The sequence below is a fragment of the Nocardia sp. PLKS1-43 genome, from assembly GCF_059510335.1.
Genome location: NZ_JCAJZQ010000009.1, coordinates 37237 through 50926, shown reverse-complemented (window position 1 = coordinate 50926; position 13690 = coordinate 37237). Strand labels below are relative to the sequence as shown.

Genomic DNA, 13690 nt, shown 5'->3' with positions numbered 1-13690 from the left:
CGCTCATCCCGCCGCCCGACTAGTTTTTGGGCGCAGAAAACCACGCCTGGAATCAGGCGGCGGGATGTAGATTTGGACGAACTGCTGATCAGCGTAAGGCTGGCTCAGCCGGGAGCGGGGTAATTGTTGCCGCGTCGTCTGCTTTTACTATGCGGGGTACTATTTACCTCGTCAACGAACTTCACAGACGATCTGCTGTTTTTACAACAGCGAGGCGGACATATCCCCTCGGGGTGTATATGACGGATAATTACCAGCGGTCTCGCGTAGCGCGATATACAACAATGCCGAGCCATACCAGCACCGCGAGACCGAACGCGCCGAGAAGCCAGCCCAAGATGAACTTGAGCACGGCCACGGCGATGGCCAACGCGACCACGCCGCCCAGCACAGCGAGGCAGAACGACAGGAACCGGTCGCCCCAACTCTTCGGGTCGGCACTGCTCATCGCTGCCTCCTCGCACCCGCTTCACGAACACGGTGCCGGGCAACGGCATACGCGGCATTGACGCGGACGGCACTCCAAGCCGCCTGCCTCTCAATCCGTGCCAATTCGCGGAGGGTGGCAGTCCGCAGGCGTCGCAACTCTCGGTGTCGCTCCCACGCAACCTCGGCCCTGTTGATGCCCCAGAGGATGAGCAAGTACAGAACGAACAGCAGCACCCACCACGCGATGAACTCGGCGAGCCACTGAAACACCGTCGCGTCAAGACCCCGGCTCATTCCTGCGCCCACTGCTTGACCCACTCCATCGTGTCGCGGGACACCTGCTGCACGAACGTCATGACCCGGTGCGCCGTAACGGGTGCCATGTCGTGATGGACGTCTACCATCTCCTTGATGTCGTGCATGGCTCCGGCGATGTAGATCACCACGCCGTTCCCCAGGTGTTCCGCCACGATCGGATGATCGCCGGGCGGCGTCACTTTCAGGAGATCGGCTAGGTCGCGGGCCTGCCGGGTCAGGTCGTCGGGCTCTTCCGGCAGGGGTGCCGGGTTGAAATTTGTCATGTTGAAACTCCTTCTGTCAGTAGTGAAATTGCGAGGTCTCGTTGCCCACGAACGAGGCGTACTGGTCGACGATGTAGCCGAGCCGGGCGACCATGTCCGGATCGCCGTCCGCGTGGTAGCTGGCTTCGCGCGAGAGCATCGCCGTGGTCTGGAGGCCGATAGCGGCGACCATGCCGGCGGCCTGAATGCGGGTAGCCCGAACCAGCCCGCGGGCGATCGCCTGGTTCTGGAGTCGCTGCACTTCCCGGCTTTCCGCACGGGTGAAGCCATCCAGGATGTTCACGGCGAGTTGAGGGTTGGAGCGAGGGATGAGCGAGGGCATGATGTCTGTCTCCTTCGGTTGTCTGAGCTGGACGTTCGCCATCGTGCACCGAGAAACCAGGCAAAAATGGGCAGGAATCGGCACGCGGAAACCGGCAACTTCCGGCAAGTGCTGATCAGGAGGCGTAGAGGGCGCGCCCGATGGTTGGGCGGGCACTGATGGCGTGAGGCATGATCGGTGCGTGGCCGATCAACCGACCCTGCCGACGTCTGCGACGATCAGAGGCGAACTGGGGCAGATCAGGAAAAAAGGACTGGTTTCGATCCGCCAACTGACACTCCCAAGCCTGAAGCAGTGTGTGGTCGCGGCAGGACTGACCAAGGCAGATAAAGCAACGGCTAAAGAAATTTCAGATTTGCTTTGGTTGGCGGCGGGGGAATTCGAAAATGAAGCTGAGCAGGAAGCTATCGCGCGCCTTTTCGGCTTTAACAAGAAGCAAAGCACCGGGGTTGAGCAACGTCAGAGGGAGGCGGCGGCGGTTCTGGATATAAAACTGTCGTACTTCACCCGACATATTGAGAAACGACTCATCACAGACTACATCAAAGCCATCTTGGAATTCTGCGCGCAAAGGATACAAGAGGCGGATGGGGTCGAACCCACAGGGGGTGAATCATCCTCGGGAGAAAGAAGGTCCGCCTTCAATGCATGGAGAGCATTTCTGTCAGCGTTAACGAGTCGCGCGCAACGATTTGATCGTGCATTTAGGGGACTTGAACGATCTCATTTTATAAAATTCTTCGCAACAGCGATTGGCGTGGGGCTAGCAATCTCCTCAGCCTTGGGGATTCGATCTTGTTCGAATGAACAATCGACAGATTCAAACTTGTCAGGGGCGGCCGTATCTCCGTCAGTCTCAACCACAACGGCATTGACCTTCTTCAGCGGTGGCAGGTTCGCTGATCAGCCATTTGAAGAGCCCGGGCAAGCTTATTGCGGAAAGTCCGTGACATCAAATCGCAACGACGCCTTTCTATGCTTGCCGCCAACACCATATCCAGTTCCAAACGACGCGGGCGGTCGACTTAAACTAGATCCGTGCTTCGCGGTCGACGGCGATTCGGTCATATGTAACGGCCCTGGTAAAACTGGCGAGTACACGCGATTCCACGTGGCAGGTGGCGTCAAGGTTGATAAGTCTCGGCCCCTCGGAGCTATGACGAAATTCCCGTGGCGAATCATTCTCCAAGATGGAAGTTACTGCCAAAACTTCTTCGGAAACAACACAACCAATGGCCAATTCGTTTTCTACGATCTTGAACATCAGTCGCCGGACATTGACCATCCCCAGTTCCGTTGCGGTCACCCGGCCGCCCCAGGAATCGCTACCAACTGGACACTGGGTCCAGAGGAGACGCTGACAACGGTTAGCTGGCTCGAAGTTCCCGACACTGAGAGACCCGTTAGTGCAGAACTTGAGAAATCCGGCGAGGACTGGTACACGCTCTACGCAGATAAGAAAAGTGCGCCTTACAGAAAGGTGCATGTCAAAGAGATACAATATTGACTATTGATACAAAATGTGATACAATAAACATGCCGTGGGTTTTGAGCCAATGCGCGCAGAACTGGCGGTCGTCGGCATTCCCGTCGCGACTCAACTGACCTGTAGCTTCAGGTCACGCGCGTCGGAGGTAATCATGGCGACGACGAACCCTTCAACCCCCAACTCCCCTAGCCTGAAGCCGCCCTTCTACTGGAGTAACGTTCAGAGTGCGGTCTTCGCATTCACGCTGGCGCTGGTCATCAGTGAATGGCGGCACATGTCCTCTGTAGTTCACCTGCTCGCGATATGTTGGCTGGTTTTCCTTCTCCTGTTGTGCTACGTCCACGAGGCTGGATTTCGTGGCGCTCTGGACAAGAACAACGAGAAGATCCAGGATCTGGAGGAGCAAATCGAGGCGCTGTCAGAGACCGTCGACTCAATATTCGACGAGGACGAGCCGGAAGACTCCACTGATGAAGATCCAGGCTTCTGGGAAAAATGAAGGACAGGGCCGTGTTGCAATTGCGACACGGCCCCTTTCAATTGGAAAATTTCATGAGCCATCGTCAACAATCGGCAGCTCTTCCGTGTCATCTTCATCGCTCCACCAACGCACTGGGCGCGGCGGCAGCGAACGAGCGTCTTGTTCGACCAGCTCGCCAACTTCTCCGTCTCCCGTTGACATCATCTCTGGGCGATGCCGCCCCGGGGTGTCATTCGAATTCCAGTACGCGCCAACACGAAAACTCAAGACTGCCGTAAAGAACAGCGACGCAGGCCATAGGAGCCAGACCAGCTCCGCGCCCATATCAATCAGCTTCGATCAGGAGCAAGTACGACGCCTCCAGATGGACGATGCATTCATCCGGATGATGAAACCGATGGATGCGCCGCAGCTCCTCTGCGCGATCGTAGGTCAGTTCCAGCAGGTGCACTTGGCACATGAACTCGGCCAACTTGCCGTCGGCGTGAACGAATGTCCTATCTGGCATCGGCTTCGGCATTGAGAGTTGTTCCGTCCTGGTCGCTAGTTGAAACCTTCTGTAGCAGTGATGTTTTGGCCGTCAGTCCCACAGTTCCGCGCAGGGCAACAGCGGAAGATCGGGGCGCACCTCATCATCGACGGTCACTCGGAGCTTCAGACTCGAAAATTGTTGCGCCAGCTCATCAGCTACGTTTTGCGCCTGCTCCGCACTTGCCTGGTAGTCGAGGCTCAAGACACCAGTTTCGATGTGAATGTGGCGGCGGTGCGGCATCGCTATCACCGAGGTCTACTCGGAGGCATGACACGGTCGGCTGCGATCAGAGCCTGAAGCGTCGCAACCTTGATCGGGCAACGTATGGCCAACGTCGTAAGTGGCATCGGAAGCGACCTCCCACTACGTGAATAAATTTGCTAAAGGCACTCGACACCAAGGGCTTTCGCCACCCGCGCCGACTCATCGGAACAGGTGCGCCGTACGGAAGAACGACGTCGGCTTGGTGTCGGGTGCCATGTCCACCGTTCCCGATCCTCCATTCCTCCGTTATGCCGAAATCTGTACGACCGCTATGCATTCGGATGCGCTCCGGTGATGTCTGGCGCGCGTTTCATGGCACCGAATTGCCACGCGACCAGCGGTTTTGCGATATACGTTCGGCGTATGGCGATGGATGTCCGCCGGTGGTAATGTCCCGCCGACCAGGGCAAACCGTGCGTGAACCGACCGGATCAGGGGCATTGATGACGCGGGCACCCAAAACGCAGCGGTACTGCACACGCTGCGGCAACCGTCTGAACAGCTACAACGGGCAGTCGTTCTGCGCTTCGTGCGAGGCCGCCTTCCGTCAAGAGATGGCTCAGCCGCCGCAGGTGCCGCTCGGATTCTGGCAAACGGATCAGATGCGCGACGCGCTTGCAACCTGGCACATGGGGCTGGTCATCGCGGCGTACCGGACGCATCCCTACCATGGCCGAACGTTGCCACAGGAACTCGTAGCCAGCTGGCTCGGCGTGACTCAAGCCCAGCTCAGCCGCATGGAGAAGGGGCCGGCCCCGGAGTACCTGTCGAAGCTCATTCGGTGGGCGCAGGTTCTCGGCATTCCTGCGGACTTGTTGTGGTTCAAGCTGCCCGACGCTTCCGCCGCTACGCTCGATGACGTGAAGCGCCAAGACTTTCTTCGGGCCGCGCTCGGAGTGACGGCGACCAGCGCTGCCGCGCCGCTGATGGACCTACTCAACACGATTCAGCCCACCCCCGTGCCTTCGATGGTTGGTGCGACCGAGATCGAGCAGATCCGCCAAACTGCCCGCGAGTTCAGCACCTGGGATCATGCATACGGTGGCGGCCTGGTTCGCGAAGCCGTCGGCGCGCAGCTTCGCTACGCCGTCAGCTTGCTCAATGCCCGGTGCTTGGAACGGCACCGCGCCGACCTGCACAGCGCGGTCGGGTTCCTCGGTCACACCGCCGGGTTCATGGCGTTCGACGCCTACGCCCACGCTGATGCCCGCAACATGTTCCAGCTGGCGTTGACCTGTGCTGAAGAGGCTGGTGACTGGCACCTCCGAAGCAAGGTGCTCTCGTCCATGGCTCGGCAAGCGATCTGGTGCGGCAACCCTGATGACGGACTGACGTACATCGAACTCGCGATGGTGCGATCTGATCGGCTGACGGCCACCGAGCGGGCAATGCTTCAGTCGGCGAGAGCGCGAGCGCTAGCCAAACTTCATCGCGTCGAAGACGCAATGCGGACGATCGGCGAGGCTGACGACTCATTTTCTGATGCGTCGCCCGAGAACGATCCGCCGTGGATGTCTTACTACGACGCGGCCCAGCATTCCGGCGATACCGGCCACGCACTGTTCGACCTCGCTGTTCAAGGACGGTTCGTCACCGAGGCGAAGCAACGGCTTCGCACGGCCGTCATTGGGCACACTGACACCTATGTCAGATCCCGCGCGATCTCGGGCACCAAGCTAGCGTCACTGACAATGGCTACCGGCGACCCGCTCGAAGCGGCCGCGCTCGGAACAGCTGCTTTGGTCGATGCCGGCCACGTCCGATCGCGGCGGGCTGCCGACGATTTGCGAGAACTGGCGAACTTTGCCCAGCGGCACCAGGATTCAACGGAGGCTAACGAGCTCCGCACCAGGATCGGCGCTGTTGTGGCGGGGGTATGAGCGAAGCGCGCCAGGACGACGTGTCGACCGTTCTTCAGTCTGCCTGTATCGCAGCGGGCTTCGATCCGACGAAAGCCGAACTGCTGCGTCTCGGCGAGAACGCTATCTACCGGCTGCCTGGCGACATTGTGGTGCGGATTAGCCGACCAGGGCAACAGGCTGCCGCCTCGCGAGAGGTAGCGGTGGCTCGATGGTTGGAAGCCGCGGGCGTCGATGCTGTTCAAGTCGCGCCGAGCATCGAACAGCCCGTCGACGTTGACGGCCGATCGGTGACGTTTTGGCGTGAGCTTCCGCCGCACCATCACGGAACCCCGGCACAGGTGGCCGCCGCGCTCAAACAGCTGCACGCGCTGGTGCCGCCGGCAGATTTCACGCTCGGGGAGGTTGCACCGTTCGTCCGGCTGGAGGAGCGGATCAAGGCGGCAACTGTCCTTAGCGATGACGATCGAAGTTGGATGTTCTCGCACCTCGCGGAACTTCGCGAACGGTGGAAGCAATTGCCGAAGGGCTTGCCGTGGTGCGTGATTCACGGTGACGCCTGGGTGGGCAATGTGGTTGCCGCCGACGACGGGCGGGCGATCCTGCTTGACCTAGAGCGAACCTCGATCGGACCACCGGAGTGGGACCTAGTGCATACGGCGATCAAGTGGTCGTCGTTCGGCTGGATCAGCGCGAAACAGTACGGCGAGTTCTGCGATGTCTACGGGTATGACGTCACGACGTGGGAGGGCTTCGAGTTGCTTCGGGACATCAGGGAGTTCCGGATGACGACGATGGGGGTGCAGATGGCAACGACTGAGCCAAACTGGCGAGGGCAGGCCCTCCATCGGTTGGCATGCATTCGCGGCCAGGCCGATAACCGACCATGGTCACACTGGCAAATGTTGGAATAAACCGTACGCTTCCCCAAGCGTTATTTCCACGAACAAATGTGGTGAATTTTTGTTCGTTATGCTACTGTTCATATAGAAAGGTAGATGGCCACATCATGGTCGCAGATGAGGCGCACGAATATATAGTTCCCGATAGTCGGAGTATTTCAGCCGCTCAAAACGAGCCTGGTGCCCTTAGGTTATTGCTCGCACAGAGGCGATTGTATTCGCTGTCGAAGCGATGGCTTGGCCTTCGGTGGTTAGGCATGCTAGTGATTGCGTTAGTGGCGCCGCCCGTAGCCGTTATCTGGCCGAAGTTCGCTGTTATCGCGGGTGCCGTTGCCGGCTTGTGGGTGTTCCTTGGGCGTACAATTCTCCTACAGCTTGAGCGTAACCGAACCGAGCAAGCGGCCGCAGTGCAGGAACGCTTCGACTTTGCCGTCTACGGCATGCCCTCTAGTGGGCGACGAGCAGAGTTTCCGTCCTGGGAAGCAATCTCCCTCCTTGCCGGTCCGGACCATCTTATCGACTCAGAGGTTGAAAAGCAGAATCTGCACGATTGGTATCCGGTTGATCCGGATCAGCGCGGTATTGTGACAGTTGCCATCTGCCAACGAGCTAACGTTTCATATTGGGACCAACTTCTTAGAACTACGGCCAGAGTTTGGATTATTGCACTTGTTCTGTGGACTGTAGCTCTAGTGGCCGTCAGTTTCATCCTAGACCTAAGCCTGGAAAAGCTTTTGCTCGGCATCGCGTTTCCCCTGCTTCCCGCAGCTTTGGATGTCTGGGAGTATTGGGTAGGAATTCGTAGAGCTGGGCGGGAACGCAGGGAAATGTCCATTGCGATTGAAGAGAAACTTGCAGACAACGCTAGACAACTCGAAAGTCGGGACCTGCTTGTTTGGCAGGAGCGATTGTTTGAACTGCGTCGCTATTCGCCGCAGGTTCCAGATTTGATCTATAAGCTCAGGCGTAACCGAAATGAGGCAGCCATGACAACAGCGGCGAAGTTGCTCTCACGCGAGGCAGGGCACGGTAATTGATATGGCTATCACTACAGCGCAGGCTTTTGACGAATTTTACGATGCAATTAAAGAAGATACCGCGATAAAGGACATAGTTGCCGCTCGCAAGGCGTATGTGGTAAACGCGCTTGAGAAGGCGTTTCCGTCTACATCGACGATGCAGTATCAATCGACTAAAATTATCGGTTCACTTGGTCGACATACAGCAAGTCGTCCGTTCGACGACATCGACCTGCTTGTTCACTTGCATGTTGATGCCGACCTTTGGAGCAGGACGTATTGCTACAGCTCGACGGACTTCTTGTACAGGGTTCGGCGTGAGCTGAATAACGCCTCCTCGGTCAAGAAGATCGGCGCCAGGGGACAGGCTGTCAGGCTATTTTATACAAGCGGCCCAGTGGTTGATGTTGCGGCGGTAGTTAAGTACGACACGGGCGGATACGGAATTCCTGATGGTTCAGGGGGATGGATTACGACTGACCCGATCGAGCATGAATCGTACATGAACAGAAGAAATTCTGAGCTCGACGGGAATCTCAAGCGTTTCGTCGTGATCGTAAAACAGTGGAACAAGGCGCACAGCAGTCGACTGATGTCATTTCATCTTGAAATGATGGCAGCTCGAACATTCTCTTCGCTCAGTGCGAACAGGCGTACAGCGTTGAAGATGTTCTTTGATTACAACCTCTATAATCTAAGCGTTCAGGATCCCGCTGGGTATGGCGGCGACATATCTACGTACCTATCTATGAGTGACCGAGATGCTATCAACAATGCGCTCCGCGCTGCCCGCGATAGGGCAGACCAGGCGATTTCGGCGGAGAACCGGGGTGACCATAAAGAGGCAATGCGACTCTGGAGGATCATTCTCGGGTCGAACTTCCCGGAGTATGGGTGAGTCGTCGTTATGCTGCGCCTACTGATTGACACTTCCACATGGCTTGACCTTGCGAAACGCAGGGACGGTCAACGTTGGATATGGACACTTCACGATCTGACACAGAGCGGTCAGTTGGAATTGTTAGTTCCTACCTTGGTAATTGAGGAGTTCACCCGTAACCGTCCTCGCATCGAGGCGTCAATGACGGCAAGCGTAGCGGAACGTTTTAGACTGATAAAGAAAGACCTTAACGACTATGCAGGTGACGATCATGAGCAGGCGATCGCAATAGTCGAAGGACTTGCTCATAATGTTCCACTCATCGGCGCAATGACGACGCGGAACTTCGACGACATTCATAGGCTTTTGATTAGCGGGCGGCAGCTCGACCCAACGCCGGATCAGCATGCACGAGTTGTGCAACGAGGGCTTGAGAAGCGCGCCCCCTTCCACAGGTCAAAAAACAGTGTGGCGGATGCGCTGCTTATCGAACTGTACGCGACCGAACTCGAAGAGGCGGAACTGGCTGCCCACTCACATGCCTTCATAACGACAAACTCAGACGATTTCTCCAAGGTCAATGGCGATAAGCGTGATCCGCACCCAGACTTGGCGGAAATGTTTACTGATAGTCGTTCTAATTATGGACTCGGAATGACGGGGTTGGAAAGTGTTCTTGCGGCGGAGATCGGTCGCGAAGAGCTGGATGAGAGGCTTGCAGATTATGACTTTAGCGAAGACCCAAGGCGGCTGGACGAGATAATTGAGGCAGAGCAGGAATACTTCGATCGTATTTGGTACCACCGATCCCTCATGCATGAGTACGAACTTGAGGACGCCAACGATAACGCTGGCGTCATGCAGCTGAACAAGGTTGCTGGGCCGGGGCGCAAGCGAGTAGAAGAGAAATTCGGTGGAGCCGAGAATCTCGGGCCGTACAGCGATTTCGAACTCGGAATGCTACATGGCAAACTTTCAACTCTTCGATGGGTACTGGGCAGCGAGTGGGACTTTCTCGACACATGACGTCGCCTGGGCTCAGGTTGCCGTCTGTCATCGAGCCGTTGTCCTTGGTGTAAAAACCCTTTGACAGTCTCCGTTCACCGCTCCCGTCCATGCGTGTCCCGCATGGTGACTCCCCGTCGAAGCAGCGCCTTGTGGACCGTGGAGCCATCGACTCCGAGCAGCTCACCGATGCGAGCGAGCGACAGCCCTGACTTGTACAGCTGGTCGGCTTCGGCAATCTGGCCGCCGCTCAATCCTTGGTTCCGCATCGCGACGCCAGCATCTCGTAGCAGCTTCAGCACCGTGCCTTTGGCCATCCCATACTCACGCACGAGCTGCGTTGACGGCATGCCAGCCTTGTACTTCGCCACGATCTCGTCACGCACTGCTTGGTTCAGGTGACGCTTGAGCCTGCGCGGGACAACCGGATCGGGCTCCCGATGCGGCACGGAGGCAAGGCGATCCTTCATGGCTTGGAAGCGATCTCTGAGGTAATCCTTCCTCGCATAACCTCCTATGTAGTCCACAAATTAAGATGAATGGTGCTGTTGATCAGGGGTTTTACTGTCTTTCAGCCATGAGACCAGCGTCGGTCGGGTATCACATAGCTCCTGGTCAGCGCCTGTTTTCTTGTTCTACTTGGCCTCCCGAGGTGTGCTCTTTTCCGGCTCGGTATTGATTAGTTCGGAAGGCACTCTTTCATTGCCGCGACTGCGAGCCATGCTCGTCGGGGGTGGGGTCTCACCCGGTCGTCGGGGATTGGCGTCAGGGGCGAGCCCGCCCGTTTGTGTCGCGAGTGCGGACACCACGCTCGCGCAGACGATTCAACACGGTGGCCGGATCGACGGCAAAGTGTTTCCCGACTCGTGCCAGGAACGACCGAGACCGTAGAGGCGGATCGCCTCGTCGATCTGGTCGCGAGACAGGTCACGTCGGCGCATCGGGACATCGGGACATCGGGACATCGGGACATCGGGACATCGGGACATCGGGACATCGGGACATCGGGACATCGGGACATCGGGACATCGCGCTGACGGTACGGCAGTCGACACCGAATCTGTTGCTCAGTTCGTAGGTCGCCGCGCCCGCGACATAGTCGTGTATCAGCATCTGGACGTGGTCCTGATCGAATTGTCGCGCCCGCCTCGGCATAGACCGGCGGCGCGGCAAAGGTGAACTCCCGCCACCGATCGCGGCGCGGTCATCACGACGACATGGCTTGCGGCCATCTGTTCTCGCGCCAACTCGACGAGCGCCTTCACGATCTTGCCGGCGTCGGACCGATCACGGCGGACCCCACGAACCGCAAGTTCACCCCACCAAGTAACGATGTTGATCGGAGTTGTCATGCGTCCACTCGATCCGGGCGGCACTGGTGGTTCTGGTTCGTCGTCATGATCGCAGTCGAAGCAGGGCTGGCCTGCTGGGTGATTCTCGGGACTATTCGGTGGGTTCGGGTTGCTTGTGCGGTGCGACGGGTGTGACGAAGTAATGACGGCCGGGGATCGGCTCGGGCCGGTACCGCACGGCCGGATCGGAGATGACGAGGCGGTCGCGCCGGCCGGCGATGAGGGTGACAGGGCCTGATTTCGGGGTCTGCATATTCTCTCCGGGCAGGGTTATTCACCCAGGTGGGTGATAGGGCCGAATTGTCGTTCGTAGTTGTTCATGCTGTCGTTGAGCGTCTGCATGAGCCGGAAGATCAGCGCGGGAGGGAACTTCACCCGGGAGGTGACCTGCACCGGTTGCCGCATCGCCGCGTGCCCGGTCTCGTTGACCCCACCCGGTTCGCTGGGCAGATAGACCAGGAAATCGAGAGTGAAGTCCGTGCGGTTGTACCAGCAGGTGAACCCGTTGGCATACACCCCGGCACCGACCATCTCTGGCACGATGACCTCGACGTCGACATCGGGTTCGTCCGCGGGCGGCGGAGCCGGGCCGCTCACCGCGGATCTCCCGGGCGGCAGGCCTGACGAACCGGCCGTACCAGCTCTCGGGTACGGCCGGTCGCCAACACTGCGATCACAGTGTCATCCTCGCTGGGTCAGCGGCCCTGTTGGAGCCGGGCCTGCTGGCGGATCTGGTGAAGTTGCATCTCCCACTGACCGGCCCGGTCTTGGGCCCGGCTGGCCTGGTCCTCGGCTTGCTGCGCCAGTTGGGTGGCCTGGTCGGCTTGTTCCTGGGCGCTGCCGGCCCGCTGCTGGGATTGGTTGGCCTCGCCCTGGGCCTGCTGGGCCTGGCTTTGGGCCCGGTCGGCTTCGGTCTGGGCTTGCTGGGCCTGGTTGGTGGCCAGGATCGCCTGCTGGCGGGCCTGCTGGGCCTGCTGGTTGGCCTGGTTGGCGTCCTGCTGCGCATGCTGGGCCTGATGCTGCACCTGCCGCGCCTGCGCCTGCGCCTGGCGCGCGAGACCCGATGCCTGCATCGCGTACTGGCGAGCGTTCTGGGTCTCCTGCCGGGCCTCGTCCAGCCGCAGCCGCAGCATTTCCACTTCCGCCTGCACATCGATCTCCCGGCGCTGGGTCGTCGTACCACTGCTCTCCTGTACCGCCATGGTCGAACTCCCTTCCAACGATGGATGTGTGGATTGACAATCAGGGTGCTGCTGGAAGAACTCGCGTGCCGAAGCCATTCTCACCGAAGCCCACCGATCCTCGGCAACTTTGTGGCAACAGGTCGGAAACATTGCCGAAACACACGCAACCCGATCTCGCTGAAGCATCTGCACAGACGCGTGGCGTATTCGCCAGCTACCTACACTGCGCTGGCTCGGTTCGATGGGGAAAGAAGTTAGAGGGGTGTACTCACCGCTCAGCAACTCCGATCCAGCGGCGACCGGGCTGGCCGAGTTGTCGCGGTTCAACCACGACCACGATCGTGCCGGGATCGAAGAAGGCCGGACAGGGCCACAAGTCCTCGATCGGTGGCGGCGAGGCCGCAAGAGGAGTGGGCCAACCTGCCCATGAATCCCCATTCAACCAGGAGTGTTGCACCGACCTCCTGAATCCGAGATGACCACCGAGCCGCATCGCCACATCATCGAGGATCCGGACGACACTGGCTCGCCGCCGTACTCACGCAGCTCGCAACCTGTCACCCCTTGCACGATTGACGCGGACGTGACGTCCGCGTAGCAGGAGCGTAATCGCCGATCTTCATCATATTGACGGAACCATTGTTATAGTGACGGCGGTTCACGGTGATCAGGATCACGGCTGAAGGGAGGCCCGATGGGCGATAAACCCGACGAGGAGACGATCGCATCGATGCTCGGTGAGGTCGGCGGCCGAATCCGCACGCTCCGCAAAGAACGGGGCCTGACCACCGAGGGTCTTGCGGCCAAGGCGGGCGTCAGCGCCGGAATCGTCAGCCAGGTCGAGCGCGGCATGGGGAACCCCTCGTTCGCCACCCTGGTTCAGATCGCCCACGGCCTGCAACTGCCCATCGGGCAGCTGATGGCCCCGTCGCAGGCCAAGGACATCGTCGTCCGGAAGGAGGATCGCAGGAAACTGGGCGGCCATGGGGTCGCCTCGGATGACGGCGGCACGTACGAGCTGCTCACTCCAGATCTCAACGGTGCACTCGAAGCCAACTGGGTGGTCACCTCACCCGGATACGACACGAGCGCAAATCCCTACCGCCACAACGGCGAAGAGTTCGGCATCGTCTTGTCGGGGACCAAGGACGTCTACCTCGACGGTGTGCGATACCGGCTACAGGCGGGCGATTCGATTCGCTACCCGTCCACCATTCCGCACTGGTACGTCAACCCGTCGGATACCGACGAGTGCACGGCCATTTGGGTCAGCACTCCACCAACCTGGTAATCCGCCGCTCCGGCGGGATATCCGGAATCTCAACCCAACTGAGCATTGGGCCGGCCGAGCGCCCACTCGGCCGACCCCGCGTGCTCCCCTGATGAAGGTT

General features: G+C 59.1%; 19 protein-coding genes. 8 read left to right on the top strand and 11 right to left on the bottom strand.

Annotated elements, in window-relative coordinates:
• Window positions 1-250: 250 nt before the first annotated feature.
• From AC5WS7_RS27675 to AC5WS7_RS27665, 3 genes are all read right to left on the bottom strand, one after another.
• A complete protein-coding gene (locus AC5WS7_RS27675; protein ID WP_495957525.1) occupies window positions 251-448 on the bottom strand; it encodes a hypothetical protein in 198 nt (65 codons plus the stop codon).
• 271 nt (window positions 449-719) lie between these two features.
• A complete protein-coding gene (locus AC5WS7_RS27670) occupies window positions 720-1010 on the bottom strand; it encodes a hypothetical protein (protein WP_495957524.1) in 291 nt (96 codons plus the stop codon).
• Between the two features lie 16 nt (window positions 1011-1026).
• Complete coding sequence (locus AC5WS7_RS27665; RefSeq protein ID WP_495957523.1) at window positions 1027-1332, bottom strand: hypothetical protein; 306 nt, start codon at window positions 1330-1332, stop codon at window positions 1027-1029.
• Window positions 1333-1513: 181 nt separating this feature from the next.
• On the opposite strand from AC5WS7_RS27665, the gene AC5WS7_RS27660 reads away from it, so the two are divergent.
• Together AC5WS7_RS27660 and AC5WS7_RS27655 are read left to right on the top strand one after the other, a co-directional pair.
• Window positions 1514-2839 carry a hypothetical protein gene (locus AC5WS7_RS27660; RefSeq protein ID WP_495957522.1) on the top strand — a complete coding sequence of 442 codons (1326 nt, stop codon included), beginning with the start codon at window positions 1514-1516 and terminating at the stop codon, window positions 2837-2839.
• Between the two features lie 133 nt (window positions 2840-2972).
• Window positions 2973-3320: a hypothetical protein gene (locus tag AC5WS7_RS27655; RefSeq protein ID WP_495957521.1), complete on the top strand. Its 348-nt coding sequence runs from the start codon at window positions 2973-2975 to the stop codon at window positions 3318-3320.
• A gap of 51 nt (window positions 3321-3371) precedes the next feature.
• On the opposite strand, the gene AC5WS7_RS27650 is transcribed toward AC5WS7_RS27655, so the two are convergent.
• Genes AC5WS7_RS27650 through AC5WS7_RS27640 form a run of 3 tightly spaced genes read right to left on the bottom strand, consistent with a single transcriptional unit; the run spans window position 3372 to window position 4035 of the window.
• Window positions 3372-3626 (bottom strand): hypothetical protein, encoded by a 255-nt coding sequence (locus AC5WS7_RS27650; protein WP_495957520.1) that lies wholly within the window; start codon window positions 3624-3626, stop codon window positions 3372-3374.
• 1 nt (window position 3627) lies between these two features.
• Complete coding sequence (locus tag AC5WS7_RS27645) at window positions 3628-3822, bottom strand: hypothetical protein (protein ID WP_495957519.1); 195 nt, start codon at window positions 3820-3822, stop codon at window positions 3628-3630.
• A gap of 60 nt (window positions 3823-3882) precedes the next feature.
• Window positions 3883-4035, bottom strand: a complete 153-nt coding sequence (locus AC5WS7_RS27640) for a hypothetical protein (protein ID WP_495957518.1) — start codon at window positions 4033-4035, stop codon at window positions 3883-3885.
• A 506-nt stretch (window positions 4036-4541) separates the two neighbouring features.
• Here AC5WS7_RS27640 and AC5WS7_RS27635 point away from each other — a divergent pair.
• The 5 genes from AC5WS7_RS27635 to AC5WS7_RS27615 are packed head-to-tail and all read left to right on the top strand — an operon-like array spanning window position 4542 to window position 9784.
• A complete protein-coding gene (locus AC5WS7_RS27635; RefSeq protein ID WP_495957517.1) occupies window positions 4542-5978 on the top strand; it encodes a helix-turn-helix domain-containing protein in 1437 nt (478 codons plus the stop codon).
• Entirely contained in the window at window positions 5975-6871 is an 897-nt protein-coding gene (locus AC5WS7_RS27630) for an aminoglycoside phosphotransferase family protein (RefSeq protein ID WP_495957516.1), read from the top strand. Before AC5WS7_RS27635 ends, AC5WS7_RS27630 begins: the two co-directional genes overlap by 4 nt.
• Window positions 6844-7896 (top strand): S-4TM family putative pore-forming effector, encoded by a 1053-nt coding sequence (locus tag AC5WS7_RS27625; protein WP_495957515.1) that lies wholly within the window; start codon window positions 6844-6846, stop codon window positions 7894-7896. The genes AC5WS7_RS27630 and AC5WS7_RS27625 overlap by 28 nt, the downstream gene beginning before the upstream one ends.
• A 1-nt stretch (window position 7897) precedes the next feature.
• Window positions 7898-8776: an SMODS domain-containing nucleotidyltransferase gene (locus tag AC5WS7_RS27620; protein ID WP_495957514.1), complete on the top strand. Its 879-nt coding sequence runs from the start codon at window positions 7898-7900 to the stop codon at window positions 8774-8776.
• 9 nt (window positions 8777-8785) lie between these two features.
• On the top strand, window positions 8786-9784 hold the full coding sequence (locus tag AC5WS7_RS27615) for a PIN domain-containing protein (protein WP_495957513.1): 999 nt from the start codon (window positions 8786-8788) through the stop codon (window positions 9782-9784).
• 74 nt (window positions 9785-9858) lie between these two features.
• Here AC5WS7_RS27615 and AC5WS7_RS27610 read toward each other — a convergent pair whose 3' ends face one another.
• The 5 genes from AC5WS7_RS27610 to AC5WS7_RS27590 form a co-directional block, all read right to left on the bottom strand.
• Complete coding sequence (locus AC5WS7_RS27610; protein ID WP_495957512.1) at window positions 9859-10233, bottom strand: hypothetical protein; 375 nt, start codon at window positions 10231-10233, stop codon at window positions 9859-9861.
• A 636-nt stretch (window positions 10234-10869) separates the two neighbouring features.
• The gene (locus AC5WS7_RS27605; RefSeq protein WP_495957511.1) at window positions 10870-11115 is read right to left on the bottom strand and encodes a hypothetical protein; all 246 of its coding nucleotides are present in this window, start codon (window positions 11113-11115) and stop codon (window positions 10870-10872) included.
• Between the two features lie 91 nt (window positions 11116-11206).
• Window positions 11207-11368, bottom strand: a complete 162-nt coding sequence (locus AC5WS7_RS27600; RefSeq protein ID WP_495957510.1) for a hypothetical protein — start codon at window positions 11366-11368, stop codon at window positions 11207-11209.
• 17 nt (window positions 11369-11385) lie between these two features.
• On the bottom strand, window positions 11386-11712 hold the full coding sequence (locus AC5WS7_RS27595; protein ID WP_495957509.1) for a DUF3467 domain-containing protein: 327 nt from the start codon (window positions 11710-11712) through the stop codon (window positions 11386-11388).
• Window positions 11713-11810: 98 nt separating this feature from the next.
• Window positions 11811-12317: a hypothetical protein gene (locus tag AC5WS7_RS27590; RefSeq protein WP_495957508.1), complete on the bottom strand. Its 507-nt coding sequence runs from the start codon at window positions 12315-12317 to the stop codon at window positions 11811-11813.
• Window positions 12318-12993: 676 nt separating this feature from the next.
• Between AC5WS7_RS27590 and AC5WS7_RS27585 the strand changes: the two genes are divergently transcribed.
• Window positions 12994-13590, top strand: a complete 597-nt coding sequence (locus AC5WS7_RS27585) for a helix-turn-helix domain-containing protein (RefSeq protein WP_495957507.1) — start codon at window positions 12994-12996, stop codon at window positions 13588-13590.
• The last annotated feature ends 100 nt before the right edge of the window (window positions 13591-13690 follow it).

Excerpts from the sequence above, each read along its gene's own strand:
- AC5WS7_RS27675 (WP_495957525.1), bottom strand. The coding sequence starts at position 448 with ATGAGCAGTGCCGACCCGAAGAGTTGGGGCGACCGGTTCCTGTCGTTC.
- AC5WS7_RS27670 (WP_495957524.1), bottom strand. The coding sequence starts at position 1,010 with ATGACAAATTTCAACCCGGCACCCCTGCCGGAAGAGCCCGACGACCTG.
- AC5WS7_RS27665 (WP_495957523.1), bottom strand. The coding sequence starts at position 1,332 with ATGCCCTCGCTCATCCCTCGCTCCAACCCTCAACTCGCCGTGAACATC.
- AC5WS7_RS27655 (WP_495957521.1), top strand. The coding sequence starts at position 2,973 with ATGGCGACGACGAACCCTTCAACCCCCAACTCCCCTAGCCTGAAGCCG.
- AC5WS7_RS27650 (WP_495957520.1), bottom strand. The coding sequence starts at position 3,626 with ATGGGCGCGGAGCTGGTCTGGCTCCTATGGCCTGCGTCGCTGTTCTTT.
- AC5WS7_RS27645 (WP_495957519.1), bottom strand. The coding sequence starts at position 3,822 with ATGCCGAAGCCGATGCCAGATAGGACATTCGTTCACGCCGACGGCAAG.
- AC5WS7_RS27635 (WP_495957517.1), top strand. The coding sequence starts at position 4,542 with ATGACGCGGGCACCCAAAACGCAGCGGTACTGCACACGCTGCGGCAAC.
- AC5WS7_RS27630 (WP_495957516.1), top strand. The coding sequence starts at position 5,975 with ATGAGCGAAGCGCGCCAGGACGACGTGTCGACCGTTCTTCAGTCTGCC.
- AC5WS7_RS27625 (WP_495957515.1), top strand. The coding sequence starts at position 6,844 with ATGGTCACACTGGCAAATGTTGGAATAAACCGTACGCTTCCCCAAGCG.
- AC5WS7_RS27620 (WP_495957514.1), top strand. The coding sequence starts at position 7,898 with ATGGCTATCACTACAGCGCAGGCTTTTGACGAATTTTACGATGCAATT.
- AC5WS7_RS27615 (WP_495957513.1), top strand. The coding sequence starts at position 8,786 with ATGCTGCGCCTACTGATTGACACTTCCACATGGCTTGACCTTGCGAAA.
- AC5WS7_RS27610 (WP_495957512.1), bottom strand. The coding sequence starts at position 10,233 with ATGAAGGATCGCCTTGCCTCCGTGCCGCATCGGGAGCCCGATCCGGTT.
- AC5WS7_RS27605 (WP_495957511.1), bottom strand. The coding sequence starts at position 11,115 with ATGACAACTCCGATCAACATCGTTACTTGGTGGGGTGAACTTGCGGTT.
- AC5WS7_RS27600 (WP_495957510.1), bottom strand. The coding sequence starts at position 11,368 with ATGCAGACCCCGAAATCAGGCCCTGTCACCCTCATCGCCGGCCGGCGC.
- AC5WS7_RS27590 (WP_495957508.1), bottom strand. The coding sequence starts at position 12,317 with ATGGCGGTACAGGAGAGCAGTGGTACGACGACCCAGCGCCGGGAGATC.
- AC5WS7_RS27585 (WP_495957507.1), top strand. The coding sequence starts at position 12,994 with ATGGGCGATAAACCCGACGAGGAGACGATCGCATCGATGCTCGGTGAG.